21 protein-coding genes and 1 tRNA gene are annotated in these 26,650 nt (G+C 70.5%); 10 read left to right on the forward strand and 12 right to left on the reverse strand.

Annotation, left to right across the window (positions count from 1 at the left end):
- Positions 1-7 precede the first annotated feature (7 nt).
- The 11 genes from ACZ5LB_RS12985 to ACZ5LB_RS13035 are packed head-to-tail and all read right to left on the reverse strand — an operon-like array spanning position 8 to position 12,757.
- Positions 8-1,015, reverse strand: a complete 1,008-nt coding sequence (locus ACZ5LB_RS12985; RefSeq protein ID WP_464602650.1) for a GNAT family N-acetyltransferase — start codon at positions 1,013-1,015, stop codon at positions 8-10.
- On the reverse strand, positions 1,005-2,252 hold the full coding sequence (locus ACZ5LB_RS12990; protein WP_464602651.1) for a glycosyltransferase family 4 protein: 1,248 nt from the start codon (positions 2,250-2,252) through the stop codon (positions 1,005-1,007). The genes ACZ5LB_RS12985 and ACZ5LB_RS12990 overlap by 11 nt, the downstream gene beginning before the upstream one ends.
- Positions 2,249-3,391 (reverse strand): glycosyltransferase family 4 protein, encoded by a 1,143-nt coding sequence (locus tag ACZ5LB_RS12995; RefSeq protein WP_464602652.1) that lies wholly within the window; start codon positions 3,389-3,391, stop codon positions 2,249-2,251. The genes ACZ5LB_RS12990 and ACZ5LB_RS12995 overlap by 4 nt, the downstream gene beginning before the upstream one ends.
- Positions 3,388-4,542: an O-antigen ligase family protein gene (locus tag ACZ5LB_RS13000; protein ID WP_464602653.1), complete on the reverse strand. Its 1,155-nt coding sequence runs from the start codon at positions 4,540-4,542 to the stop codon at positions 3,388-3,390. Before ACZ5LB_RS13000 ends, ACZ5LB_RS12995 begins: the two co-directional genes overlap by 4 nt.
- Positions 4,539-5,810 (reverse strand): lipopolysaccharide biosynthesis protein, encoded by a 1,272-nt coding sequence (locus ACZ5LB_RS13005; RefSeq protein WP_464602654.1) that lies wholly within the window; start codon positions 5,808-5,810, stop codon positions 4,539-4,541. Before ACZ5LB_RS13005 ends, ACZ5LB_RS13000 begins: the two co-directional genes overlap by 4 nt.
- 3 nt (positions 5,811-5,813) lie before the next feature.
- A complete protein-coding gene (locus ACZ5LB_RS13010; protein WP_464602655.1) occupies positions 5,814-6,938 on the reverse strand; it encodes a DegT/DnrJ/EryC1/StrS family aminotransferase in 1,125 nt (374 codons plus the stop codon).
- On the reverse strand, positions 6,935-7,537 hold the full coding sequence (locus ACZ5LB_RS13015) for an acyltransferase (protein WP_464602656.1): 603 nt from the start codon (positions 7,535-7,537) through the stop codon (positions 6,935-6,937). The genes ACZ5LB_RS13010 and ACZ5LB_RS13015 overlap by 4 nt, the downstream gene beginning before the upstream one ends.
- Positions 7,538-8,536 (reverse strand): Gfo/Idh/MocA family protein, encoded by a 999-nt coding sequence (locus ACZ5LB_RS13020; protein WP_464602657.1) that lies wholly within the window; start codon positions 8,534-8,536, stop codon positions 7,538-7,540.
- Positions 8,533-9,867 (reverse strand): nucleotide sugar dehydrogenase, encoded by a 1,335-nt coding sequence (locus tag ACZ5LB_RS13025; RefSeq protein WP_464602658.1) that lies wholly within the window; start codon positions 9,865-9,867, stop codon positions 8,533-8,535. Before ACZ5LB_RS13025 ends, ACZ5LB_RS13020 begins: the two co-directional genes overlap by 4 nt.
- A complete protein-coding gene (locus ACZ5LB_RS13030) occupies positions 9,864-10,799 on the reverse strand; it encodes a hypothetical protein (protein WP_464602659.1) in 936 nt (311 codons plus the stop codon). The genes ACZ5LB_RS13025 and ACZ5LB_RS13030 overlap by 4 nt, the downstream gene beginning before the upstream one ends.
- A gap of 8 nt (positions 10,800-10,807) precedes the next feature.
- Positions 10,808-12,757, reverse strand: a complete 1,950-nt coding sequence (locus ACZ5LB_RS13035; protein ID WP_464602660.1) for a polysaccharide biosynthesis protein — start codon at positions 12,755-12,757, stop codon at positions 10,808-10,810.
- A 730-nt stretch (positions 12,758-13,487) separates the two neighbouring features.
- Here ACZ5LB_RS13035 and ACZ5LB_RS13040 point away from each other — a divergent pair.
- From ACZ5LB_RS13040 to ACZ5LB_RS13075, 8 genes are all read left to right on the forward strand, one after another.
- Complete coding sequence (locus ACZ5LB_RS13040; RefSeq protein ID WP_464602661.1) at positions 13,488-14,135, forward strand: redox-sensing transcriptional repressor Rex; 648 nt, start codon at positions 13,488-13,490, stop codon at positions 14,133-14,135.
- A 93-nt stretch (positions 14,136-14,228) separates the two neighbouring features.
- Positions 14,229-14,735 (forward strand): NADH-quinone oxidoreductase subunit NuoE, encoded by a 507-nt coding sequence (gene nuoE, locus ACZ5LB_RS13045; RefSeq protein WP_464602662.1) that lies wholly within the window; start codon positions 14,229-14,231, stop codon positions 14,733-14,735.
- Positions 14,736-14,743: 8 nt separating this feature from the next.
- Positions 14,744-16,633, forward strand: a complete 1,890-nt coding sequence (locus ACZ5LB_RS13050) for an NADH-ubiquinone oxidoreductase-F iron-sulfur binding region domain-containing protein (RefSeq protein WP_464606313.1) — start codon at positions 14,744-14,746, stop codon at positions 16,631-16,633.
- Between the two features lies 1 nt (position 16,634).
- Complete coding sequence (locus ACZ5LB_RS13055) at positions 16,635-18,659, forward strand: [FeFe] hydrogenase, group A (RefSeq protein ID WP_464602663.1); 2,025 nt, start codon at positions 16,635-16,637, stop codon at positions 18,657-18,659.
- Entirely contained in the window at positions 18,646-18,909 is a 264-nt protein-coding gene (locus ACZ5LB_RS13060) for a (2Fe-2S) ferredoxin domain-containing protein (protein WP_464602664.1), read from the forward strand. Before ACZ5LB_RS13055 ends, ACZ5LB_RS13060 begins: the two co-directional genes overlap by 14 nt.
- The gene (locus ACZ5LB_RS13065; RefSeq protein ID WP_464602665.1) at positions 18,906-20,615 is read left to right on the forward strand and encodes a [Fe-Fe] hydrogenase large subunit C-terminal domain-containing protein; all 1,710 of its coding nucleotides are present in this window, start codon (positions 18,906-18,908) and stop codon (positions 20,613-20,615) included. Before ACZ5LB_RS13060 ends, ACZ5LB_RS13065 begins: the two co-directional genes overlap by 4 nt.
- Positions 20,612-21,793 (forward strand): SpoIIE family protein phosphatase, encoded by a 1,182-nt coding sequence (locus ACZ5LB_RS13070; protein WP_464602666.1) that lies wholly within the window; start codon positions 20,612-20,614, stop codon positions 21,791-21,793. Before ACZ5LB_RS13065 ends, ACZ5LB_RS13070 begins: the two co-directional genes overlap by 4 nt.
- 67 nt (positions 21,794-21,860) lie before the next feature.
- Positions 21,861-21,937 (forward strand) — tRNA-Arg (locus ACZ5LB_RS13075).
- 39 nt (positions 21,938-21,976) lie between these two features.
- Here ACZ5LB_RS13075 and ACZ5LB_RS13080 read toward each other — a convergent pair.
- Positions 21,977-22,267 carry a hypothetical protein gene (locus ACZ5LB_RS13080; protein ID WP_464602667.1) on the reverse strand — a complete coding sequence of 97 codons (291 nt, stop codon included), beginning with the start codon at positions 22,265-22,267 and terminating at the stop codon, positions 21,977-21,979.
- A gap of 65 nt (positions 22,268-22,332) precedes the next feature.
- On the opposite strand from ACZ5LB_RS13080, the gene ACZ5LB_RS13085 reads away from it, so the two are divergent.
- Entirely contained in the window at positions 22,333-23,583 is a 1,251-nt protein-coding gene (locus tag ACZ5LB_RS13085) for a threonine/serine exporter family protein (RefSeq protein WP_464602668.1), read from the forward strand.
- A gap of 45 nt (positions 23,584-23,628) precedes the next feature.
- The gene (locus ACZ5LB_RS13090) at positions 23,629-26,646 is read left to right on the forward strand and encodes a sensor histidine kinase (protein ID WP_464602669.1); all 3,018 of its coding nucleotides are present in this window, start codon (positions 23,629-23,631) and stop codon (positions 26,644-26,646) included.
- Positions 26,647-26,650 lie beyond the last annotated feature (4 nt).

A 26,650-nucleotide genomic window follows, 5' to 3' on the forward strand; every position in this document is an offset into this window, starting at 1 on the left:
GGCGTCCTCAGGGATGGCGGTAGGCGGGGAAGAAGTCGCCGGCGGGGTCCGCGGCCAGCTCCCGGTAGATGCGGGGCAGGAGGACCATCCGGTAGGTGGAGAAGCGAGCCCGGAGCCGCGAGAAGCCCTGCTTGAAGAAGGCCAGGGAGTCCTCCGCGCAGCCCACCCCGCCGCCGAGGTGGAGCCTCCGGGCACCCCAGTGCCGGGCCTGGTCCCGCATGTGCAGGAGCATGAGCTTGGCCGGCCCGGCCCGGCGGAACGCGGGGGCGGTGCCCGCCAGGTGGAACTGCATCAGGCCGCCCATGTCGGTGAAGAGGCCCCCCGCCGCCGCCTCCCCTTCGGGGGCCACCACCATGCACAGGTGGAGGCGCTCCCCCAGGCACCCGCGCAGGTCGCGGAAGTAGGCGGCGTCGAAGCGGTAGGCGGCGTCCGAGCCGCGGTAGGCCATGGTCGCCTCGTAGATGTCCACGAAGGCCGCCAGGCGGTCCCAGCCGTCCACCTCCACCCGGAACCCCTCGCCCAGGAGCTTGCGGGCGTCGGCGCGGTGGTTCACGCGGGTCTGGCGCTCCAGCTCCTCCGGGAGCAGTTCCAGGTCCAGGTACACGGTCTGCCCGTGGTCCACCAGGGTGCCGTACCGCTCGAAGGGTCCGTCCGGGGCCGGCAGAAGGGGGTGGAGCCGGAAGAAGGCGCTCACGAGGCCTTCGCCCGCGCCGGCCTCGGCGAACGCGGCCAGGAAGGCCCCCACCTGGTCCGGCGTGGGCCCGCCGCGGAAGAGGGGACAGGGATACCCGTAGGGCGCGCACGCGTCCCGCCACGCCGCTCCCGGCACGGGGCGCAGCACCAGGGGCATGAGCATGGCCCGCCCGCCCTCCTCGGCCAGGAAGGCCGCGGCCTCGCCCGCGTCCCGGCGGGCGCAGAGCTCCACATAGCCCGGCAGGTGGTAGAAGTCGTGGGGAGCCGCCTCCAGGAACGCGGCCCAGGCGGGGTCCGAAGGTCCGATGAATTCACGACGCATGGGCGCCTCCGCAACCGGTGGCCAGGGCTTCCAGGAGGGCCGATTCGAAGGCTTCCCCCAGCCGGCGCATGTCGAAGTTGGCCTCCACGAAGCTCCTGGCCTTCGCGCCCATGGCCAGCCGCCGCCCGTGGCCCGCGGCCAGGAGCCGTTCGACCCCATCGGCCATGGCCTGGGCGCTGCCGGGAAGCACCGTCAGGCCCCCGCCGGAGAGCTGGATCGGGTTGGTGGAGCAGCGCACCCCGATGACCGTGGGCCGTCCCATGGCCATGAAGTCGTAGAGCTTGTTGAAGCTGATGCCGTGCTCCCAGAGGCCCGCGTCCGCCGAGCTGACCCAGAACGCGTCGGCCTGGGAAAGCAGGGCGTACACGTCCCGCTTGGGCACGGGGGGCCGGAAAGTCAGGTTGGCCAGGCCCAGGCTCCGGGCCCTGGCCTCCAGGCGGGGCTTCTCGGGGCCGGTGCCCACCAGCACCAGGGCCAGGCGCCTGGGCAGGTGCGGCGCGCGTTCCTGCAGGATGGCCGCGGCGTCCAAGAGCACGTCCAGGGCGTTGGTGACCCCGTGGGAACCCGCGTACATGACCGTGAAGGTGTCCCCGTCCCGGGGCTCGGCCACGGGCGGGACCATGGCCAGGTCGATGCCGTTGGGCACCCAGGTGATGGCGCCGGGATCCCCGCCGCGTTCGGCGACCCGCCCCGCCACCTTGGGCAGGAGGGTGACGATGTGGTCCGCCCCCCGGTACAGCTCCCGCTCGATGCGCTCCAGGACCCAGACGATGGGGTGCCGGGGCGACACGCCCATCACGTCCGTGAGGGACTGGGGCCACACGTCCCGGATCTCCAGCACGAACGGCACCCCCAGGCGCCGGGCCAGGCGGAGCGCGGCCCGGGCGCCGAAGGGGTGGGGACTGCTGCCCACCACCACGTCCGGCCAGGAGCCCAGGTACCGCGGCAGCACCGTTCCCACGCTCCGTGCGAAGGCCAGCATGTTCCACAGCCGCCCGGCCCCGTTGCCCCGGTAGGGAGGAGTACGCAGCCGCACGAAGACCACCCCTTCCCGCGTCTCGCGCCGGGCCGCCTCCCCCCGGGGCACCGAGGCGGTGCGGGTGAGGTGGTCGAAGCCCGAGGCGGCGATGACCACGGCGTGCCCCCTGCGCGTGAGGGCCTGGGCCAGGGAGAAGTGGCGGGTGCCCCCGGGCTGGTCCGGGGCCAGGGCATAGGCATTGACGAGGAGGATGTTCATGGGGTCTCCTTCGCGGGGATCCGCTCCAGGGCGCCGGCCCGTTCCAGGTGCCAGCGGAGGTTGGGGGCCTCGGCCTCCCACCGGTACCGCTCCCGGTAGGCGGCCCTGCCCCGGAGGGCGTGGGTCCGGAGCGCTTCGGGGTCCAGGGCCATTTCCACCAGCGCCCGGGCCACGGGTCCGGGCTCGGGCGGCACCACGCGGCCGGCGCCGCTGTCCTCCACGAGCCGGCGCCACAGGGGGAAGTCCGAGGCCAGCACCGGGATCCCCAGGGCCATGTACTCGAACAGCTTGGTGGGGAGGGATTCCAGGTAGTTGGGCAGGGGGAGCAGGGTCACCAGGCCGATGCCCGCCCCCGCCGCGTGGGCGGCCAGGGCCCCGGCATCCAGGGTGGGGACGTGGCGGCACCAGCCCTCCCGGGACGCGGCCTCCACGAGGGCGCCCACCTCAGGCTCCAGGATCCAGCCCGCCAGTTCCAGCCGCAGGTCCGGCACGCTGCGGCGGGCCATGCACATGGCCTCGAGGGCGAGGGGGATGCCCCGGCCGCGGGAGAGACCGCCCATGTACAGCACCCGCCGGGGATCCGGCGCCCGGGGGGGCACGCAGAAGACGGCCCGGGGGTAGTTGTGCACCACCCGGGTGGCCGCGGGGGGCCACTGGCCCGCGATGGCCTCGGTGGCGGGGGCGAAACCATCGAAGAGCCTTCCCGCCAGTCCCATGGCCCAGGCCGCCAGATGCTCCAGGACCGGCCGGGCCCAGGGGGGCAGGTAGGCCTTGGAACGGAACTGGAGGGGCAGGTCCTCGTGGATGTCGTACAGGAGGAAGGTCCCGGGCGACAGGAGGCCCAGGAGCGCCATGGCGGGGAGCAGTTCGGGGTCGTGGAAGTGCACCACCCGGAAGGGCCCCTCCCGGAGGACGCGGCGCCAGACACCCAGGGCCGCGCCGATCCGCCCCAGGCGGCTGCCCCGGTGCGGCAGGGGGTGGAGCCGCAGCCCCGGTTCCGGCCTCCATCCCTCCCGGGCCGGCGGCACCGCGAAGAGGTGCACCTCCAGTCCCCATTCCAGGCAGGCCGCCAGTTCACGCCCGAAGACGCGGGGGTCCCCCCAGGGATGGGCGGTGGTGACCACGGCCATGCGGCTCATGGGGCCCCCAGGCACAGGGCGGCGGAGACGAAGGCGAACAGGGGCCGGTTGTCGTTCACGTCCCCGCTCACCAGGGCGTTGACGATCCAGAAGACCAGGCCCGCGAAGAGGATCCGTCCCTCGGCCCGGTCCGTGCGCGCCCGGGCGGCACGGAGGGCCGCCCCCAGCACCAGCGCGGTGCAGGCGCCGCAGGCCCACCCCGATTCGAGGGTGACCTCCAGGAGGAGGTTGTGGGGGTACTGGCGGCCGGTGCCCCCGTCCAGGTCGACCTGGGTGGCGAATCCCCCCCAGCCGTCGCCCCAGGGCCGCGAACCCAGGCGGTCCCAGGCGGCCCGGGCCGCCACGGCCCGGTACCGTTCGGAGGTTCCGAACTCGCCCCGCAGGAAGCTCCCGGTGCGCCGGAGGGAGCCCGGGGGCGCCAGGGCCAGGGAAAGGGCCACCGCCAAGGCCACGGCCCCGCCGCACAGCAGCAGCTTGGGCAGGGCCGTCCCCGCCCCGCGCCTGCCCAGCGCGAAGGTCAGCGCCAGGGCCAGGACGGCCCCCACCATGGGCCCCCGGGAACCGGAGAAGACCGCGGCCACCGCGGCGGCGCCCGTGAGGACCAGGATGGGCGGGGACAGGGGCCCGGGCCGGGCAAGGAGGATCGCGCCGGCGAGGAAGAGGAAGCCCGCCGCCCGCCCCAGGGCGATGGTTCCGCCCCCCGCGGTCTCCAGGCGCTGGGCGCCGGCGCCCGCGCCCAGGAGGCCGTCGGCGGTGATCACCAGGCAGAACAGGGCCACGGCGCGAAGGAAGGGACGCAGGTCCTCGAACTCCCGCACCAGGACGAACGGGGCGAGGGACGTCAGGAGGCTGAAGGTGAAGAGGGTCGCCACCTTCTGGAAGGCGTAGGCCGATGGCGCCGCCAGGGCGGCCCCGGGCAGGAAGCTGGCGTACCACAGGCCGGTGAGCCCCAGTCCCGGAGCCGAGGCCGCCCGGGCCCCGCGGAGCCAGGCCCGGAGCAGGACCCAGGCGAGCCCCGCCCCGGCCAGGAGGGTCAGGTCCACGGGCAGCCGCGACAGCAGCGGCCCGGCCTTGATCACCCCGGCGAAAAGGAAGGCCCCCAGCGCCAGGAACGGCGCCGGGATCCGCAGGGCCTCGGCCCAGGCCCTCATGGCCGGGCCTGCGCCAGGTCGTGGCGCCGGATGGCGTACCAGGTGATCCACCCGTAGAGGGCGTAGGACAGGGTCCCCGTCAGCCCGAACAGGCCCACCGCGTGCGGCGCATCCCACTTCAGGAGCCAGGCGGCGCCGATACCGCCGAAAAAGAGCAGGGACCGGATGATCTCCCGCAGGAGGGCCAGGTCCTGGCGCTCCAGGACCACCAGGGCGCTGGAGACGCAGGCGCCGGTGAACTGGGCCAGGGCCATGGGGGCGATGGCCACCAGGAAGACCCCCGCGCTCTTCCAGGCCGCCCCGAAGAGGGCCGGGAAGAGGAACCACCCCGCCGCCGACGACAGGGCCATGACCGGAAGGCCCAGCAGGAACATGCGCTTCACCGTGCCCTTGAACAGCGGCATGAGGCTCCCGCCCTTGAGCTGCGCGGATTCCCCGAAGAACACCTGGGCCACGGATTCCCCGATGATCGAGCTGGGCAGCGCGAACACCCGCTGGGCCAGGGCGAAGCAGCCCGCGGTGGCCGGGCCGTACCCGATGGCCAGGAGGAGCCCGGGCATGCGCAGGTTCAGGGTGTTCAGCAGGGCCGTGCCGCTGGAGTAGAGGGGAAAGCTCCGGTAGCGCCGGGCGGCGGCCAGGAGATCCCGGGGCCCGGTCCGGCGGACCTGGGCCCAGTCCCTGCGCCAGTCCAGGAGGGCCAGGGTCCGGGTGCCGTTGGTGCGGCCCAGGGCGTCCCCCGCCAGGAGGCCCGCGGGCCCCTGCCCCAGGAGCCCCGCGGCCACCTGCACTGCCAGCTGCGTCACCCCCTGGGTCACCCGGGTGCGGGCGATGCGGTCGTACCGCTCCTTGCGGATGGCCCAGCAGGTGAACACCTGGTAGAGCCCCGCACCAAGGGTGCTCACCGGCACCAGCCAGAGGTAGGGGCCCAGGCCCGGCTCCCCCATCCACCCCAGGATCCGGCCCCGGAAGGCGTGGATGCCCAGGGCGCCCGCGGCGGTGGTGAGGGCCACCAGCGCCACGCACAGCAGCAGGAGTCCCGCGGCCTCCGCCTCGCCTTCGGGAAGGGGCAGCGCCAGCTCGAAGCGCAGGGAGGCCACGGTCACCAGCAGGGAGACCAGGGACACGTACACCACCAGCACCCCGAAGTCCGCGGGCGTGTAGAGGCGCGTCAGGACCGGCGCGGCCGCCACCAGGAGGCCCTGGGCCACGGCGGTACCGCCCGCGACCTGCAGGACCTTCAGGCGGAACCCGGTGAAGGGGGACGGCACGCCTCACCCTTCCCGGAGGACGCGGCGCAGGGTGGAGGCCACCTGGCCCTGGGTGTCCCGATCGATGCCCGGCCACAGGGGCAGGCTCAGGACCTCGGAGGCGGCCCGCTCGGCCTCGGGGCAGACGACGTCCCCATGGCTCTCCGCGTAGACCTTCAGGCGGTGGCAGGGCACGGGGTAGTAGACCATGGCGTCGATGCCCTCCTCCTCCAGCCGGGAGCGCACCCGGTCCCGGTCCAGGACCCGGCTGCGCAGGCGGACCGTGTACTGGTTGAACACGTGGCCATCGCCGATCCCCGGCGGCACGAGGCGCTCCTCCCCCTCCAGGAGTTCCTGGTAGGTGCGCGCGGCCCGGACCCGGGCCTCGTTCCAGGCTTCCACATGGGGCAGCTTTACCCGCAGCAGGGCGGCCTGCAGTTCGTCCAGGCGCGAGTTGCAGCCCACGGCCTCGTTGTGGTACTTCCTGCGGCTCCCGTGCACCCGGAGCATCCGGGCCGTCTGGGCGAGGCCTTCGTCGTCCGTGGCCAGGAGGCCGCCGTCGCCGAATCCGGAGAGGTTCTTGGCGGGGAAGAAGCTGAAGCACCCCGCGTGCCCCAGGGTGCCCACGGCCTTGCCGTGGTACCGGGCGCCGAAGGACTGGGCGCAGTCCTCCACCACCTTGAGGCCGTGCCGGGCCGCGGCGCCCAGCACCCCCGCCATGTCGCAGGGCCGCCCGAAGAGGTGCACCGGGAGGATGGCCCGGGTGCGCGGGGTGACCGCGGCATCCACGAGCCGGGGATCCAGGTTGAAGGTGTCCGGGTCGATGTCCACGAAGACGGGCCGGGCCCCCACGTTGCTGATGGCCTCGGGGGTGGCGAAGAAGGTGAAGGGGGTGGTGATCACCTCGTCCCCGGGGCCGATGCCCGCGGCCCTCAGGGCGAGCACCAGCGCGTCGGTCCCGGAATTGCAGGAGACGGCGTGCCGCGCGCCCAGGAACCGGGCCGCCTCGGCCTCGAAGGCGGCCACCTCGGGGCCCATGATGAAGTGGGCGGAGCGGAGCACCTTCTCCACGGCCCCCAAGAGTTCCGGCCAGAGGGCCTCCACCGGTCCTGAGAGATCGAGGCTGGGTATGCGGGTCTGGGTGCTCATGCCTCCTCCTTCCGGACGATGCCGTCGGCCGTGCGCCGGTAGCCCTGGCCATAGCTGGTGCGCGCGAACCCGGCGTCGTCGAAGCGCAGGCGTTCGCCCCGCTCGCACATGTGCCCGACCACGCGCGCCGGGACGCCGGCCACCATGGCGTAGGGCGGGACGTCGCGGGTGACCACGGCCCCGGCGGCCACGAAGGCGCCCTCGTGGAGGGTCACGCCACAGACGATGGTGGCGTTGGCCCCGATGCTGGCCCCGCGCTTGATGCGGGTGGGCGCGTAGTCCGCGGAGGTGTTGCGGGGATGGAGGCACCTCGGGGTGCGCACGTTGGTGAAGACCATGCTGGGTCCGCAGAAGACGTAGTCCTCCAGCACGACGCCCTCGTACAGGGAGACGTTGTTCTGGATCTTGCAGTGGTCGCCGATGGTCACGCCCGAGGCCACCATGACGTTCTGGCCCAGGACGCAGTGGGCGCCAATGACGGCGCCGCCGTACACGTGGCTGAAGTGCCAGACGCGGGTGCCGTCGCCCACGGTGGCGCCTTCGTCCACGACGGCCAGGGGATGCACCATGTGGGACGGTGCTTCGGTAAGGCTGTTCATTCATGCCTCCTTCAGGGTGGGTGGAAGGGCCGCGAGGAGCTGGGCATCGGCCCGCTCCAGGACCCGGATCACGTCGAGGCCGCTGCGGCCGTCGCTCACGGGGGTGCTGCCGGTGGCCAGGCAATGGAGGAAATGCTCGTCCTCCAGCCGCAGGGGCTCGCCCGGGCCCTCGAAGACCCGCACGGACCCCTCGTCCACGGCCTCCAGGCTCCGGCTGGTGATTCCTCCCTGCAGGCGCTTGCGGTGCAGGGTGAGGCTCTGGTCCGCCTCGTCGTAGACGAGCATGCCCCGCTCCCCCAGGACGCGCAGCCCCCGGCGCCGCCCCGGCCAGTACCAGGAGACGTGCACGTGGGCGCTGCGCCCCCCGGAAAAGGCCAGCTCCAGGTGGACGTCGTCGTGGATGCCGGGCTGGAGGAAGGCCGCGCCCGCCGCCGCCACGTGCAGGGGGGCCTCCCCCATCAGGTGGATGAGCACCGCCACGTCGTGCGGGGCCAGGCTCCACAAGGCGCTCTCGGTGGACCGCACGCGGCCCAGGTTGGTCCGTTCCTGGTGGATCCGGTGCACCCGCCCCAGGATCCCGGAATCGAGCACCCGCTTGAGTTCCATCACGGCTGGCTGGTAGAGCAGGAGGTGCCCGACCATGAGGACCCGGCCCGCGGCGTCGGCGTGGTCCACCAGGCGCTGGGCCTCCACGGCCTCCAGGGTCATGGGTTTCTCCACCAGGACGCCCCTGCCGGCCCGCAGGGCCTGGGAGGCGAGGTCCGCATGGGTGGGCGCGGGAGTCGCGATGACGATCCCGTCCACGGCCTCGCCGTGCCTGAAGGCCTCCGCCAGGGACCCCCACACCGGCAGCCCCGGGTAGTCGCGCCGCACCTGCTCCCGCGAGGCCTCGCACACCTCCACCGCGCCGGCCAGGGCCCCCAGCCCGTGGAGGACCCGAAGGTGATTCCGCCCCCAGGCGCCCGCCCCCGCCACGGCGACCTTCACCGGGGCGCTCACAGGAGCACCAGCCGGTCCCGGTCCGCCTTGAGGCCGCGGGTGGCGTTGCGGGTGTCCAGCACGAGCCGGGCGTGGCGGAGCACGAAGGCGTAGTCCACGTCCGAGTGGTCCGTGAGGATCACCACCAGGTCGGCCAGGTCCAGGGCGGCCTCGGTGAGGGCTACGCTGCGCATGTCCATTCGGCCGTCGCCGTACCGCGGCACGTGGGGATCGTGGTACTCCACCCGGGCGCCGCGGGCCGCGAGCAGCCCGAGCACCTCGGCCCCCGGGCTCTCCCGCGCGTCGTCCACGTCCTTCTTGTAGGCCAGGCCCAGCACCAGCACGCGCGCCGACCGCAGGCCCAGCCCCCGGTCGCTGAGGACCCGCATGGCCTTGCCCACCACGAACTCGGGCATGCGCCGGTTGATCTCCCCGGCCAGGGCGATGAAGCGGGTGTTGAAGTTGAACTCCCGGGCCTTCCATTCCAGGTAGTGGGGGTCCAGGGGGATGCAGTGCCCCCCCACCCCGGGGCCGGGGTAGAACGGCATGATCCCGAAGGGCTTGGTTCCGGCCGCGTCCAGCACTTCCCACACGTCCAGCTCCATGCGGTCGCAGAGCATGGCCAGCTCGTTGACCAGGGCGATGTTCACCGAGCGGAAGGTGTTCTCGAAGACCTTCACCATCTCCGCCACCCGGGACGAGGTGACGGGGACCACCTCCTGGATGGTCTGCCGGTAGAAGGCCAGGGCCACCTCCAGGCTCGTGGGGCTGGCCGCGCCCACCACCTTGCTGGTGTTGCGCGTGGTGAAGCGCTTGTTGCCGGGGTCCACGCGCTCCGGACTGAAGGCCAGGTGGAAATCCTCCCCCTCCCGCAGGCCCGTGGATTCCAGGATGGGCTTGATGACCTCCTCCGTCGTGCCGGGGTAGGTGGTGCTCTCCAGGCTCACGAACTGCCCTGGCCGCAGGCGTCGGGCCACCTCGCGGGTGACGGCCTCCACGAACTGGAGGTCCGGGGTGAGGTTGCGGGTCAGCGGCGTGGGGACGCAGATGACGATGGCGTCCATCTCCGCCAGCCGGGCCCATTCGGAGGACGCCTCCATTCGCTTGTGGTCGAGGACCAGGTCGCGCAGTTCGGCGTCCACCACGTCCTCGATGTAGTTCACGCCGAGGTTCACGCTGGCCACCCGGGCGGCGTTGCGGTCGAAGCCCACCACCTGGAAGCCGACCTTGGCCTTTTCCACCGCCAGGGGCAGGCCGACGTACCCCAGCCCCACCACCCCCACCCGGGCCGTGCGCTTCTCGAACTTGCGGATCAGTTCCCCGGCATGGGCCGGGACGGTGCTGCTGCTCATGGCTTCTCCTTGGCGATGAAAAGGTCGTGGACCTTGGTGCGGTTGACGGCGGCCCAGGTGGCGGTGCCGGTGACGAACATGGCCCCGAAGACGATGAAGGACCGGTGGGGCCGGCTCTTGGCGCTGGGCAGCTCCCCGGCGTCCAGGACCAGCAGGGTCTGGGCGTCGTTGCGGGCCTCCAGGAGGGCCTGCTCCTGGTTGAGGGTGAGGTTCTCCTGCACCCGCCTCCAAAGGGCCAGCTGCTCCTGCAGGCGGCGCCCTTCGTGGCGCAGGTTGGGCGAGGCGCTGGTCTCCCAGTTGCGGTTGGCGTCCTGGAACCTGCGGAAGGATTCGTCCCGGGCCGAGCAGATGGCGCTCACCTCCTCCAGGCGCGCCTGGGTCGAACGCACCCGGTTCCTGCCGTCGGCCTGGGCCAGGTCCACCAGGGCGAGGCGGAGCTCCTCCGTGGCGCGGCGCACCACCTGGAGGCTCAGCCCGGGCGACCGGGTCTCGGCGGAAAGGGTCAGGAGGCCTGACTTGGGGTTGCGTTCCACCCGCAGCAGGCGCCGGAAGGCGCCCATGGCCCGGTCCGGATCCGAGGCGCCCAGGTACTGGAGCAGGGTCCCCCGGTGGCTCCGGAGCGCGCCGAAGCGCCAGGTCCTGGCCTGGTACCGGTAGTCGGCGCGCAGGACCCGGTCGGCCACCCTCCGGCTCCGGAGGATGTCGTCGTAGATGACCGTGGGACCGTCCTCCCGGGTGCCGGGAACCACCGGGGGGGCCGTGGGGGCCCAGATGCCGGAGTGGCCCTGGGCGCCCGCGTGCCCGGCATCCGGCAGGATCCGGACCTCCGCCCGGAACTGGTCCGGCAGGAGCAGCGAGAGGCATCCCGCGAGGAGACCCGCCAGGGCGGCGGCGGCGAGCGGCCTTCGAAGGCCGGGGGGGAGGGAGGGCATGCCCATGGCTAGGTGCGGACCGTTTCCGGGGCGGGGGCCGGCAGGGGCCTGTCCAGCCAGCGCCCGAGGCCTTCGGGCGACGGGACGTAGGCCGGCACGAGCCTGCGGAACCACAGGAGGATCCGGCGCTGGCGCTCGCCCTCCGGCAGGGCCGAAGCCTCCTCCAGGGCCAGGAGCCCGCGCGCGAGGAGGTCCGGATCCTGCCGGTCCTGGCCCGCCTCGAGCACCTTGGGATGGATGTCGGCCTTTCGCGTCTCCCGGTCGGAGAAGATCTCCTCGAAGAGCTTCTCCCCGGGCCGGGTGCCGGTGATCTTGATGTCGATGTCCACCCCGGCGCTGAAGCCCGAAAGGCGCGCCAGGTCCTGGGCCAGGTCCATGATCCGCACCGGGGCCCCCATGTCCAGGACGAAGACCTTGGCGGTCTCCCCCAGGATCCCGGCCTGCAGGGCCAGCTGGACCGCCTCGGGAATGGTCATGAAGTAGCGCACCATGTCCGGGTGGGTGACCGTGATGGGCCCGCCCCGGGCGATCTGCTCCCGGAAGAGCGGGATGACGCTGCCGCGGCTCCCCAGGACGTTGCCGAACCTCACGCTCACGTACCGCGCCCCGGGAGGCGCCTGGCCCGCGGCCAGGGTCACGAGGTTCTCGCCGATGCGCTTGCTCACGCCCAGGGCGTTCACGGGGTTGACGGCCTTGTCCGTGGAAACGTTCACGAACACCTGGGTGCCCGCCGCCAGCGCCGCCTCCAGGACGTTGCGCGTCCCCAGGATGTTGTTCAGGACCGCCTCCTCAGGGTGCTTTTCCAGGTAGGGGACATGCTTGTGGGCTGCGGCGTGGAACACCGCGCGGGGCTTCCAGGTTTCAAACACCTGCCGGAGCCGGGCCGGGTCCCGCACGTCGCACAGGGCCACCTCCGTGGGCAGGCCCGGGAACCTGCGGGCCAGGTCCCCCTCGATCTCCCAGAGGCTGTTCTCCCCCCTTCCCAGGAGGACGATGCGGCTGGGCCCGAAGGCGGCGACCCTCCGCGCCAGTTCGCTGCCGATGGAGCCCCCCGCCCCCGTGATGAGGGCCAGCCTGCCTTCCAGCGCCCCGCGGATCGCGGTGGTGTCGAGAACCACCGGCTCCCTCCGCAGGAGGTCTTCGATGGCCACGTCCCGCCATTGCGGCTTCCAGGGCCGGTCCCCCACCAAATCCAGGATTCCCGGCACGACCTTCACCTTCACCCCCATGGCCTGCACCTCCCGGCACAGTTCCCGCACCCGGGCCCCCGGCGCGCTGGCCAGGCCCAGGACCACCAGGGAGATCCCCCGTTCGCGCACCAGCTCGCGCAGCCTGGAGGTGGCCCCCAACACGGGCACGCCCTCGATGCGGAGCCCCTGCTTCTCCGGAGCGTCATCCACGAACCCCACCACCTGGAACCGCACCTTCGGGTGCTCGGACACCTCCTGGCAGAGGCGGAGACCCGCCCGCCCGGCGCCGACGATGAGCGCCCGTTCCGAGCACGCCCCCGCCGCCGTCCGGTGGCCCGGGCCGGTCCCCAGGAGGATCCGGGCCATGAACCACAGGACGCCGCACAGGAGGCTGGCCCCCAAGAAGGCGTCCCGCTCCGCCACCACCCCCTCCCCCCACAGCGCGCAGAAGACCAGGACCGCGGCGGTGAGCGTCAGGTCGGCGTACAGGATCGCCTTGGCCTCCCGCAGGTCCAGCAGCCGGTAGTGCTGGGCCGTGAGCTGCCATGCGAGGTTGACGGCCATGGCCAGGCTCACGAAGAGCACCTGGCTCCCCGGAACACGATCGGCCAACCCGCCCGCCCCTTCCGCCAGTTCCCAGGCCAGGCATGCCAGCCCCGCGTCCAGAAGGATCTTTCCCGCCCGCCGAACCCAGGGCGCCCTGTGGAGCCGTCCCCAGCCCGGCCCGAGGACCTGATGGGGTTTCTGGATGCAATCTATGCCTGACATGGCGTTATCCATCCTTTCAAGGAAGGGTCAGCCTTCCGCCGCAGCCCTCGGAAGGAAGGCGGCAGATATTTGGGAAATGGCCTCTTAGAGGCCTACGGCCGTCCATAAGTTCGGGTGGGCCCAAAGTTTTTTTCGATAGCAGATACCTTTGAAATGCCAATTTAATAAATGTTGTAATACGTTTTTCAAAATTTTGATCAGCTGAATTTTCACAACTGATACGGCTACTATTTGAGTCGAAACCAAACGACTTGTCAACCAATTCCTGAGGATGAACGGTATGATAACAATATATTATTGAATATCAGCTATTCTTGCACTTTCTTCCATCAATTCATTTAAAATCATCTACAGATCGATTCCGGATTTTAGGAACGCATGGATTGAATGCGTGTTAATCATAATTGATTACTATTAATATGCTAAATTCAGCTTAGCCTTATTCTACACCATTCAAGCGGTTATACTAACACGTCCATGAATTGAAATTTCAATTCGATCACTTCGTTTATTTGTATTCTATTAGATGCATTCCAAGAAAGACACAAATATTAACCGAATAAAAGTCATCACGCTATAATTATTCGCTTATTTCATATCGCATTTCTATCCGTTTTTTCCATTTTTTATCAATTTCGACCCGGCCATTGACAGGGGAGCAGGCGGGGCGTTACCTTTAATCATGATTTTTGTATCGACTCAAAAATCTTGAATCATTCTGGAGGCCACCGTGTCCGGCCCAGCGGTTCCCATCCCCACCCTCAGAAGGTTGCCAAGGTACTACCAGTACCTTGCGCGCCTCCAGGGTTCCGGCCAGGAGCAGGTATCGGCGGCCCGCATGGCCGAGGTGCTGGGCGTCCACCACACCCAGGTGCGCAAGGACCTGGCAATCACGGGGTGCCAGGGGCGGCCCAAGACGGGGCACAAGGTCGCCGAGCTGATGGCGGCCATCGAGGGGTTCCTCCACTGGGACAGCAACTCCGACGCGTTCCTGGTGGGCGTCGGGAGCCTGGGCACGGCCCTCATGAAATATCCCGGCTTCGACAGGGCCGGCGCGCGCATCGTCGCGGCCTTCGACGCGGACCCCGCCAAGGCGGGGATGCGCGTGGGCGACACCCCCGTGCTGCCCATCGAGAAGTTCTCCAGCCTGGCCGAGCGCATGCACATCTCGGTGGGCATCCTCACCGTTCCGTCCGAGGCGGCGCAGGCCACGGCGGACCTCATGGTGGACAGCGGCATCCGGGCCATCTGGAACTTCGCGCCCGTGCACCTTCATCTCCCGGATGACGTCATCGTCGAGAATCTCGAGCTCTTCACCAGCCTCGCCTACCTTCTCCGCAGGCTCTCGGACAGCCGCGCCGCGGCAGCCCTGAGCTAGCGCGCCGGCCCCCCGGGGCCGGGAAAAGCACCTGACCCGCACCCGGCGAAACGCCGGCGGGGAAGCTCTGTCCCGAACGAAAGGAGTTTCAGTATGGAAGCAACGGCACCCATGGCCCAGGAAGCAGGCCGCAGATTCGAGAAGGTGATCCAGATCCTGGACAGCCACCACCGCGACCGCACGCGGCTGGTTCCCATCCTCCAGGCCGTCCAGGACGAGTACCGGTTCCTCCCGGAAGAGGTGATGACCCTGGTGGCCACGTCCCTGGGCATCTCCCCGGCCCGCGTCTACGGCGTGGCCACCTTCTACAGCCATTTCGCCCTGGAGCCCAAGGGCAAGTACGTGATCCGCGTCTGCGACGGCACCGCCTGCCACGTCAAGGGCAGCCAGGACCTGGTGGATGCGCTCCAGGCCAAGCTGGGCCTGGCGGGGGCGAAGAAGACGACTTCGGACATGATGTTCACGCTCGAGACCGTGTCGTGCCTGGGAGCCTGCGGGCTGGCGCCGGCCATGGTGGTCAACGAAGACGTGCACGGGCAGGTGGGGCCGGACCAGGCCCTGGAAATCCTCGAGGGCATCCGGCAGCAGGAGGGCATGTGAACACAGCGATGATGGAACTCCAGGCCTTGGGCGACGGCTACAACGAGGCGTCCAAGCGATTCAAGCGGCGCGTCGTGATCTGTGCCGGCACCGGCTGCATGGCCAACGGGGCGATGAAGGTCTTCGAGGCCCTGCGCAAGGAGGCCTCCGACAACGGCATCTCCCTGGACATCGAACTGGACTTCGAGGAGACCCGCACCCGGGACGGCCTGCTCACCAAGAGCGGATGCCAGGGATTCTGCCAGATGGGCCCCCTGCTCAGCATCGAGCCCGACGGCATCCTCTATTGCAAGGTGCGCCCCTCCGACGTGACCGAGATCGTGAGCCGGACCTTGCTGGACGGCGTGGCCGTCGAACGCCTCCTCTATCCCCACCCGGTCACCGGCAAGCCCTGCCGCGGCCGCAATGAGATCCCCTTCTACGCCCTCCAGCAGCGCACCGTGCTCAAGAGCTGCGGCACCCTGGATCCCGAGGACATCCGCGAGTACCTCAGCCACGGCGGCTACGATTCCGCCGCCAAGGCCTACCTCCGGATGCAGCCCGAGGAGGTGTGCGGCGAGATCCTGGCGTCGGGCCTGCGCGGCCGCGGCGGCGGGGGCTTCCCCACGGGCCGGAAATGGGAGATGGCCCGGATCCAGCCCGGCCCCAAGAAATACATTGTGTGCAACGGGGACGAGGGCGATCCCGGGGCCTTCATGGACCGCTCGGTGATGGAAGGCAACCCCCACGCCGTGATCGAGGGCATGATGATCGCCGCCCGCGCCATCGGCGCGGACGAAGGCTACGTCTACGTTCGGGCCGAGTACCCCCTGGCGGTGGCCCGGGTGCGCAGGGCCGTGGCCGACGCCGAGAAGCAGGGCCTCCTGGGAGACGACGTCTTCGGCACGGGGATGAGCTTCCGGATCCACGTCATGGAAGGCGCCGGCGCCTTCGTGTGCGGCGAGGAGACCGCCCTCCTGGCTTCCATCGAAGGCCAGCGCGGCATGCCCATGCCCAAGCCCCCCTTCCCCGCCCAGTGCGGCCTCTTCGGCAAGCCCACGATCATCAACAACGTCGAGACCCTCGCTTCGGTGCCGCTCATCCTGGCCCAGGGCGCCCAGGCCTTCAAGGCCACCGGCACCCCCGCCAGCCCGGGCACCAAGACCTTCGCCCTCACCGGCCACGTGGCCAACACGGGCCTGATCGAGGTGCCCTTCGGCACCAGCCTGCGCCACATCGTCTACGAGGTGGGCGGAGGGGTCACGGGCAAGGACGGCCGGGTTTCCGGCGAAGGCTTCAAGGCCGTGCAGATCGGCGGACCCTCCGGGGGGTGCCTCACCCGGGACCACCTGGACCTTCCCATGGACTTCGACAACCTGACGGCCATCGGCGCCATGGTGGGCTCGGGCGGCCTGGTGGTGATGAACCAGGACACCTGCATGGTCCAGGTGGCGAAGTTCTTCATGCAGTTCACCCAGAACGAGAGCTGCGGCAAGTGTGTCCCCTGCCGGGAAGGCACGCGGCAGATGCTGGCCCTTCTCGACGACATCACCGAGGGCCGGGCCACCGACGAGACCCTGCCGCTCCTGGAGATGCTGGCCCGCAACGTGAAGATCGGGGCCCTCTGCGGCCTGGGCAAGACCGCGCCCAACCCGGTGCTGAGCACCCTGAAGCACTTCCGGAGCGAGTACGAGGCCCACGTGCACCGCAAGGTCTGCCCCAGCCGGGTCTGCAAGTCCCTCATGACCCCGGCCATCGAGGCCTCGCTCTGCAGGGGCTGCACCCTGTGCGCCCGCAAGTGCCCCGTGGGCGCCATCATCGGCGAACGGAAGGCACCCCACACCATCGACCCCGGCAAGTGCATCCGCTGCGGAGCCTGCGTGGACGCCTGCAAATTCAACGCGATCACTGGAGCCTGACATGAGCGCTTCCGAAACCCTCACCATCGACGGCTTCAAGGTCCCCATCCAGGGCGAGCGCAACCTGCTGGAAGTGATCCGCAAGGCTCACATCGAGCTGCCCACCTTCTGCTACCACAGCGAACTCAGCATCTACGGCGCCTGCCGCCTGTGCGTGGTGGAGGTGGAGGGCCGCGGCATGATCGCCGCCTGTTCCACCCTTCCTGAACCCGGCATGCGGGTGCGCACCCAGACCGGCCCCGTCCGCGAACTGCGCAAGGTCAACCTCGAGCTGCTCCTCGCCAGCGGCGACCACGACTGCCCGACCTGCGGCAAGAGCGGTTCCTGCAAGCTCCAGTCCCTGGCCCAGCGCCTGGGCGTGGACAAGGTGCGCTTCAACGCCCCCCGGGAGACCCGTCCCCTGGACACCTCCAGCCACGGCCTGGTGCGCGACCCCAACAAGTGCGTCCTCTGCGGCGACTGCGTGCGGGTTTGCCAGGAGATCCAGGGCCTGGGCGTCCTCGACTTCACCCGGCGCGGTTCCCAGGTGACCGTCGCTCCGGCCTTCGACAAGGCCATGGCCGACGTGGAGTGCGTGCAGTGCGGCCAGTGCGCCGCCGTGTGCCCCACCGGCGCCATCACCGTCAGGCAGGACGTGGACGAGGTTCACGCCGCCCTGAACGATCCCGCCAAGACCGTGGTGGTGCAGGTCGCCCCCGCGGTGCGGGTGGCCCTGGGCGAGCTCTTCGGCCTGGGCGACGACACCCACGTCATGGGCCGCACCGTCGCCGCCCTGCGCCGCCTGGGGTTCCACAAGGTCTTCGACACCGCCTTCGCCGCCGACCTCACCATCATGGAGGAGGGCACCGAATTCCTGGCCCGCCGGGCCAAGGGCGAGAAGCTGCCCCTGTTCACCTCCTGCTGCCCCGCGTGGGTGCAGTTCATGGAACAGGAGTACGCGGGCGAGCTGCCCCACCTCTCCAGCTGCCGCAGCCCCCAGCAGATGTTCGGCTCCCTGGCCAAGGACACCCTGCCCCGGGAACTGGGCATCGACCGCGCCAACCTGGTGGTGGTCTCCATCATGCCCTGCACCGCCAAGAAGTCCGAAGCCCGGCGGCCCGAATTCGCGGTGGAGGGGAACCCTGACGTCGACTTCGTCCTCACCACCCAGGAACTGGGCCGGATGATCCAGAACGCCGGCCTCGCCCTGGGCGAGCTGGAGCCCGAGGGCATGGACATGCCCTTCGGCTTCAAGACCGGCGGCGGCATCATCTTCGGCAATTCGGGCGGCGTCACCGAAGCCGTCATCCGCAACGTGGTGGGCGTGCTGGGCGAGGGCCCGGTCCTGGAGCAGGTGCGCTCGACCCGTGGGCGGCGCACCGCCGTCCTGGACCTGCCCGGTGGCGAGATCCGCATCGCGGTGGTGCACGGCCTGGCCAACGCCCGGGAACTCATGGAGGACGTGCGCGCCGGCCGTGAGCACTACGACTTCGTGGAGGTCATGGCCTGCCCCGGCGGATGCTCGGGGGGCGCCGGCCAGCCCGTGGCCATGGATTCCCGCACCCGGCAGCGCCGCGCCGATTCCCTGCGCCGCCTGGACGCGTCCATGGACCTGCGCGTCTCCAAGGACAACTCCCTGGTCACCCAGGCCTACAAGGACCACCTGGGCGAGCCCAACTCCCCCGAGGCCCACCGCCTCCTGCACACCCACTACCACATCCGCCGCCGGATCCAGGGCGAGGGCATCGCCCTCACCGAGGAAGGCGGCACCCGGATCCCGGTGAGCGTGTGCGTGGGAACCTCCTGCCACATCCGGGGCTCCCAGAAGCTCCTTCAGGCCCTGCTCCACCACGTGGAAGACCAGGAGCTGGGCGAGGCGGTGGAGATCCGGGCCACCTTCTGCATGGAGGCCTGCGACCGGGGGCCCTCGGTGCGCGTGGCCGGGCATACCCTGCACCGGGCCGACCTGGAGGCCGTCAAGGACCTCATCGCCAAGGCCCTCCGGGGCGAACTGGAACCCACCGAGGCGGGTCATGCCTGCCATTGAGCTGGTAGTCTGCATGGGCAGCGCCTGCTTCTCCAGGGGCAACATCAAGGCCCTGGAACTCATCCAGGACTACCTGAAGGAGCGCGGCCTGGAGCGGGACGTCCAGGTCACCGGCACCCTGTGCCAGGACCGCTGCCGCCAGGGACCCAACGTGATGGTCCACGGCGAGTGCTTCTGCGGGATGGAGCCCAAGGCCATCCTCCAGTTACTGGAAGAGCGCCTGGGCCAGGCCACTGGAGGCGGCAGGTGAACAACGAAATGCCCATCTTCACGGAAAAGACCCAATGCCAGGACTGCTACAAGTGCGTCCGGCAGTGCCCCGTCAAGGCCATCCGGGTCCAGGGCGGAAGCGCCCAGGTCATTCCCGAAAGATGCGTGTATTGCGGAACCTGCGTCAACGTCTGCCCCGTGGGTGCCAAGAAGGTGCGGGACGACCTGTACCGGGCCCGGCTCCTGCTCAAGCGCCGGCCGAAGGTCGTGGCGTCCCTGGCGCCCTCGTTCGTCTCCGAGTTCCCCGGGGTCACCCCCGGGTCCATGGTCGCGGCCCTCAAGGCCCTGGGCTTCTGGGGCGTCTCGGAGACGGCCCTGGGAGCCCAGCAGGTGTCGGGCGCCTGCGCCGCGGCCCTGGAGAGGAATCCGTCGGCCTTCCTCATCTCCTCGGCCTGCCCCACGGCGGTCGAGCTCATCCGGAAGTACCACCCGGAGCACCTGGAGGCGGTGACCCGCTACCTTTCGCCCCTCCTGGCCCACTGCAGGCTGCTCAAGCACGAATACGGGGAGGAGGTCGGCATCGTCTTCCTGGGCCCCTGCATCTCCAAGAAGCTCGAGGCCGACGCCAACCCCCTGCTCCTGGACGTAGCGCTGACCTTCGCCGACCTGCGGCGGTGGTTCGAGGAGCGGGGCATCGACCCCGCCGCCCAGGCCCCCGGGGAGGAGTTCGTCCCCGGCCCGGCCCGGGAGGGCGCGCTCTATCCCATGGACGGCGGCATGATCCGGGGCATCCGGGGCGCCGGCGGGAGCGGTTCGAACTTCATGGCCTTCTCGGGCATCTCCTACCTCCAGGACGCCCTCAAGGGCCTGGATTCGGACGCCAAGGGCCTTTTCCTGGAACTCCTGGCCTGCGAGGGGGGCTGCGTCAACGGGCCCCAGGCGTCCCGCACCTGCGGCACGGCCCTCAAATGGCTGCGGGTCATGGACCATTTCCCCGGCGAGGTGGGACCTCCCCCGGCCCCCACCGTGGACCTGGCGTTGCCGGTGCATGAGGGGCCCGTCGCCCACCCCGTCCACAGCGCCGCCGACATCAAGCGGGCCCTGCGCATGGTGGGCAAGACCCTGCCGGAGGACCAGCTCAACTGCGGCGGTTGCGGCTACGACGACTGCAGGCAGCTGGCCCTGGCCCTCCTGGAGGGCCGGGCCGAGCCCGGCATGTGCGTGTCGCACATGCGCAAGCTGGCCATGAACAAGGCCAACGCCCTCATCCGGGCCATGCCCAGCGGCGTGGTCATCGCCGACGAGAACCTGGCCATCGTGGAATGCAACCGGCTCTTCGCCGAGATGATGGGCCCCGAGTGCCTGATGATCTACGAGGCGCGCCCCGGCATGGAGGGGGCGTCCCTGGCCAAGGTGGCACCCTTCAGCCGGCTGTTCATGGAGGCCCTGGATTCCCATGGGGAACCCATCCGCAAGGACCTGCGCGTGGGGGACCGGGTCATCCGCCTCATGGTCTTCCCCATCGAGTCCGGCCACATGGTGGGCGGCATCCTCCAGGACATCACCGAGCCCGCCGTGGTGCGGGAGCAGATCATCCAGAAGACCCAGGACGTCATCCGCAAGAACGTCACCACCGTCCAGCAGATCGCCTACCTCCTGGGCGAGAACGCCGCGGAGACCGAACTGATCCTGGGCTCGGTCATCGAGTCCTTCCAGCTTCCGCCCGTGAAGAGGCAGGATCCATGACCCGCCACTTCATGGAGGTGGACCACTACCAGGAACGCAAGCACAGCCAGGCCGCCTGCGGGGACGTGTTCCTTTCTGAGAAGGTCGCCGAGGATCACCGGGTGATCTCCGTCCTCGCCGACGGCCTGGGCAGCGGCATCAAGGCCAACGTCCTGGCCAACCTCACCTCCACCATGGCCATCCGCTACATGGAATCGGACATGGACGTGCGCAAGGCCGCGACCACGATCATGGCCACCCTGCCGGTGTGCCGGGAGCGCCAGATCGCCTACTCCACCTTCACCATCGTGGAGATGGATCCCTGGGGCGCCACCCGCGTGCTGGAGTACGACAACCCCCCCAGCATCCTCATGCGCGGCCCGGATCCCGTGCCCATCATCCCCGAGATCCTGCCCCTGCCCGATACCGAGGGCCGCCAGGCCCAGTTGCGCCACGCCCGTTTCGAGGTGCGCCCTGGCGACCGCATCGTCTTCTTCTCCGACGGCGTCACCCAGGCCGGGGTGGGCTACCCGGGCACCCCCCTGGGCTGGGGCCAGGAGGCCGTGGCCGCCTACCTCAGCAAGGTCATCCGGGAACGCCCACGCATTTCCGCCCGCCAATTGGCGCGCACCCTCGTCCTCCGCGCCAAGTCCATCGACGGCGGCACGGCCAAGGACGACATCAGCTGCGCGGTCATGTACTACCGCGAGCCCCGGGAGGTCCTCATCCTCACCGGCGCCCCGGTGTCCCGGGACCGGGACCCGGAAATGGCCGAGGTGGCCCAGGCCTTCACGGGCCGCAAGGTCATCTGCGGCGGCACCACCTCGGCCATCCTGGGCCGGGAGCTGGGGCGGACCCTCACCATGGACCTGAGCAACCTCGACCCCGACGTGCCGCCCATCTCCCGCATGGATGGCTTCGACCTGGTCACGGAGGGCGCCATCACCCTGGCGCGGATGGTGCGCCTCCTGGAGGAGGAGGACGCCCCCGACCTGCTCAAGCCCAACGCCGCGACGCAGCTGGCCGGCATCCTCCTGGACAGCGACATCATCCACATCGTCGCCGGCACCAAGATCAACGAGGCGCTCCAGGACCCCAGCCTCCCCGAGGACCTGGACATCCGCAGGAACATCCTCCGGGGCCTGAGGAAGGTGCTGACCGAGAAGTTCCTCAAGGAAGTGCGGATCCGGTTCATCTGAAATGCCCCTTGACCCTGGAGCCGGATCTTTAGGATTCTGGATCCGGCCGGTCTCCCGCCGGCAACCAGTGCCCATAGCTCAGCTGGATAGAGCAACGGCCTTCTAAGCCGTAGGTCGCGCGTTCGAGTCGCGCTGGGCGCACCATTTCCTTGCCAAGGTTCGGGCAGGGCCTTTGACCCGGTTTCAGGCCCGCCTTGGCGCGAACGGGATGATGTTGTCCGCCGCTTCCGGCCGTTCCTCGTCGGCCTCCAGATCCTCCACCCGGTAGCTGTTCTCCACGCCGTTGTCCCAGCGGACGTAGTACGGCCGGGGCGCGGCGCCCGGCTTGTGGGGGCGGTCCCCGGCGAAGAGGACCGTTCCGGGCCGGCCCCCGCCCTGGCCCTGGGGGCAGAAGTTCGGCCACGCGCCGCCGTACAGGGCGTAGGCGGCCCGGGCGAGGCGGACGCGGTCACCGGCTTTGAAGAGAAGGTCCATGCGGGCTCCGGGGGACGGGCCCATTATGCCCCAGGGCGCAGTGTCAGCCGCTATGCTGGAGATCCATGAACGATCCAGGCGAAGCCCCCATCCCGTCCCTGGCCTACCAGGGCCCCAGTTCGATCCCCGAGGTGGCCCTCGTGCTGGAACTGGGCCGGACCCTCCAGGAGTGCGGCGTCAGCGCCGCCACCCTGGAGAACGCCCTGGGCCGCCTCGCCCAGCACCTGGACCTGGAAGGAGCCATCTACGCCACGCCCACGGGCTTCCTGGCCTCGCTTCGCAAGGAGGGGCACCACGGGAAGACCTACCTCATCCGGGTGGATACGGGGCCCTCCTCCCTGGAACGGCTCGCGGACGCCGAGGCCCTGGTGGACCGGGTGCTCCAGGACCGGGTGGACGTGGCCACGGCCCGGGAGGAGCTGGCCCGGCTTTCGGCGCGGCCTGCGCGCTTTTCGCCCCGCCTGCAGGTCCTGGCCTACGGCATGGCCTCCATGGGCATGGCCGTCATCTTCGGGGGCGGCTGGCGCGAGGTGGTGCTGGGCGCCCTCATCGGGCTCATGGTGGGCGCCGCGGAGCAGCTCGCCCGCAGGCGGCCCGGGCTGGCGAGCCTCACCCCGCTCCTCGGCGGGGTCATCAGTTCCCTGGGCGGCGCGCTCCTGGGGCGTTTCCTCCCTTCCGCCTCCCATCCCATCCTGGTGCTCAGCGGGATCATCGTCCTGGTGCCGGGCCTCGGGCTCCTGGTGTCCATGCAGGAGCTGGGCACCGGCAACCTGGTGGCCGGCACCTCGCGGCTGGCCGGAACCGTCCTGGTGTTCCTGCTCCTGGCCTTCGGGGTGGGCCTGGGCCAGCACATGGGCGGCGCGTGGCTCGTGGGCGTGCCCTCCATCGCCATCCCCCTTCCCGACTGGACCCTGGCCCCGGCCCTGGCCCTGGTGGCCCTGGGCTTCCTGGTGGTCTTCCAGGGACGCATGGAGGACTTCGGCTGGACCCTAGGCGCCTGCGTGCTCGCGTGGGGCGCCGCGCGCCTGGGCACCACGTCCCTGGGCGCGGAGGCGGGCGCCGGCCTCGCGGCCCTGGCCCTGGGTTCCGCGTGCAACCAGTACGCCCGGCGCACCCGGCGCCCCGGCGCGGTGCTCCTGCTGCCCTCGATCATGCTGATCCTGCCCGGCAGCCTGGGGGTGCGGGGCATCACCATGATGATGCACGGCCAGACCCTGGAGGGGCTGGAGGCGGGAACCCGGGCGCTGTCGGTCACCCTGGCCCTCATGCTCGGGCTGTTCCTGGCCAACGCCCTGGTCTCGAGAAGGACTTTCTAGCACCCTTCGCCTATCATGGTCGATACCCCCACCCGGATCCAGCCGATGTCCCCCCTCTTCAGGCTCGCCGCAGCGTTCCTCCTGGCCACGGCCCTCTGGCCCCAGGGCCCGGGCCGCCCACCCACGCGGCACTACGGCAAGGAGGACGGCCTCCTGAGCGAGGTGGTCACGGCCATGGCGATCACCGCCGACGGGCAGATCTGGGCGGGCACCGAGGCCGGGCTCACCTCCTTCCAGGGCCGGCAGTTCGCGCCCTACGTGGGCCAGCTCCCGTCACCGGTGCTCACCGACCTCCTCGGGGACCCGGACGGATCCCTGTGGGTGGCCACGGACGGCGGCGTGGCCCGCATCCGGAACCGGCGCTCCCGGCTCCTGGGGGAGGCCGACGGCCTTCCCCGCGGCTTCTACCGGAAGCTGGGCCGGGACGCCCTGGGCCACCTGTGGGTCCTCTCCACCGAGGCCCTCTACGTGGAGGACGGCTCCATGCGGTTCGTGAAGGCCCCGGCCCTGCCGGTGCCGGAGCGCCCGGTGCACCTGTACGCCGACCCCGCGGATCCCGTGCCGATGGTCATCACCTCCCGGCACATCCTGGAGTGGCGGGCTGGGGCCTGGGCGCTCGTTCCGGGACCTCCCATCGGCCCCGGGGAGGAGCTCCTCAACCACGCGAGGGACGGCCTCGGATGCATCTGGGTGCGCACCAGCCGCGCCATGTGGCAGCGCCGGGAGGACGGCGCCTGGCACAAAGTGCGCACCGGCCCCACCGGGGGCTTCAGCTTCAGTTCCCGGCCCGACCGGGACGCCCGGGGCTGGGTGTGGTTCGACGACGCCGACGGCCTGTGGCGCATGAAGGGCGACGCCCGGGAGCGGTACGGCCGCGCCGGGGACGACGCCAAGGGCGGCATGGTGGACCGGGAAAGCGGCATCTGGATCCGCACCGACCACGGCGTGCAGCGCAACCTGGGCCGCAGCCGCTGGGCGGGCTACGACACCCATGAAGGTCTGGCCGCGAACCTGGCCTGGCAGCCCCTGCGGGACCGGTCGGGCCGCCTGTGGGTGGGCACCGACAAGGGCCTCTGCGTGGCCACCCGGACCGGGTTCCGGGTGGTCCTCCCCGGGCGGTTCCTGTCCCTGGCCGCGGCGCCCGACGGCCACCTCTGGGCCGCCGGCAGCCCCGGGGGGCTGGTCCACGAACTGGACCCGGCCACGATGGCGTCCCGGCCCCACACCGTGGACGTGCTGCCCCGGGGGCGGATCACCGCGGGCCTGGCCATCGACGAGGACGGCACGCCCTGGGTGGCGGACCGGTTCAAGGGCGTGGCCCGGGGCACCCGGACCGCCGCGGGCTGGACCTGGACCCGGGTGCGCATCGGCGGCCGCGACCCCAGCGAGGTGCTGGGCCTGGCCGCGGTGCCCGGCGGGGGGATGATGGTGCTCCACGACGCCTCCGCGTCCATGTACCGCCATGGGGCCTGGCACCCGGTGCCGGGCCTCCTTCCCGATACGCCCGGCGCCGTGGCCTTCGGGCCCGGCGGCGCGTTCGTGGTGTCGTACCGGAACCCCTACCAGAACCGCTCCGTGGTCACGCTCCACCGGCTCCTGGGGGACACCTCCGAACGGCGCCGCATCGTCCCCGTCCAGGGCCTGGCCAGCGACCCGCTCATGTCCATCTTCTCGGTGGGCATGGATCCCGAGGGGCGCGTGTGGGTGGGCACCAACAAGGGCCTGGGCGAACTCGCCCCGGGCGACGACTCCGTCTTCCGGATGATCGGCATGGAGGACCGCCTCGTGAGCCCGGAGTGCAACGAGTGGGCGATGCTGGCGGAGCGCGGGCGGGTCTGGGTGGGCACCACCTCGGGCCTGGCCTCCTACGATTCCAGCCAGATGGAGATCCGCCCGGTGCTCAAGGAGCCCATCGTGATCCAGGCCTGGTCCGGCGCCCGGGAACTGGACCTTCCGCTGGCGGACCCGAAACTGGCCCGGGACTCCAACATGCTCGAACTCACGTTCATGATCCCCACCTACCAGGCCCCAGGAAAGGTCTGGCACGAAGCCCGGCTGCTGGGGGTGGACCCGGGCTGGATCCGCCAGGAGGAAGGCCATCTGCGCTACGCGGGCCTGTCCGCGGGAAGCCACACCCTGGAATTGCGGGGCGTCCTCCCCGACAACGGCATCGAGGGCCCCGTCCTGGCGGTGACCTTCACGGTCGTGCCGGCCTGGTGGGAGACGCCCTGGGCCCGGTCCCTGGGGCTGCTGGCGGTGGGGGGCGGGATCTGGCTCCTCTTCTGGCTGCGCAGCGTGTCGCTCCGGGCCCGGAACCGCCAGTTGCAGGAGGAGGTGGCCCGCCAGACCCGCGCCCTGCAGGAGGCCTCCAAGGCCAAGAGCGCCTTCCTGGCCAACATGAGCCACGAGCTGCGCACGCCGCTCAACGCCATCCTCCTCTACTCCGAGCTGCTCCAGGAGGAGGCCAAGGAGCGGGGGCTTCACTCCACTTCGAGGGACGCCGGCCGGATCCGCCAGGCGGGAAGCTCGCTGCTCAACCTCATCGACGACATCCTGGACATCTCCAAGATCGAGGCCGGCCACATGCAGCTGGAAATCCAGGACCTGGCGGTGGCGCCCTTCCTGGCGAGCCTGGATTCCGCCCTGCGGCCGGTGGTCGAGCGCAACGGGAACGTGTTCCAGGTGGACGGCGGGAACGCCCCGGAGGTCCTGGCCACCGATTCCACGCGGCTCCAGCAGATCCTGGCCAACCTCCTGGGCAATGCCGCCAAGTTCACCGAGAACGGGAAGGTGGTGCTCCGGGTCTCCACCGAGCCGGGCTGGGCGGTGTTCGCCGTGGAGGACACGGGCATCGGCATGACCCCCGAGGAGCAGAAGCGGGTCTTCAGCGAGTTCGTCCAGGCCGATTCCAGCACCACCCGCAAGTACGGCGGCACCGGACTCGGCCTCACCCTGGTCCAGCGCCTGACCGGGATGCTCGGCGGCAAGGTGGAACTGGATTCCGCGCCCGGGGCCGGGACCCGGGTCAGGGTCCGCCTTCCCCTGCCGTCCCCTGTGCGATAATGGG

The organism is Mesoterricola sp. MK458 (assembly GCF_055384935.1).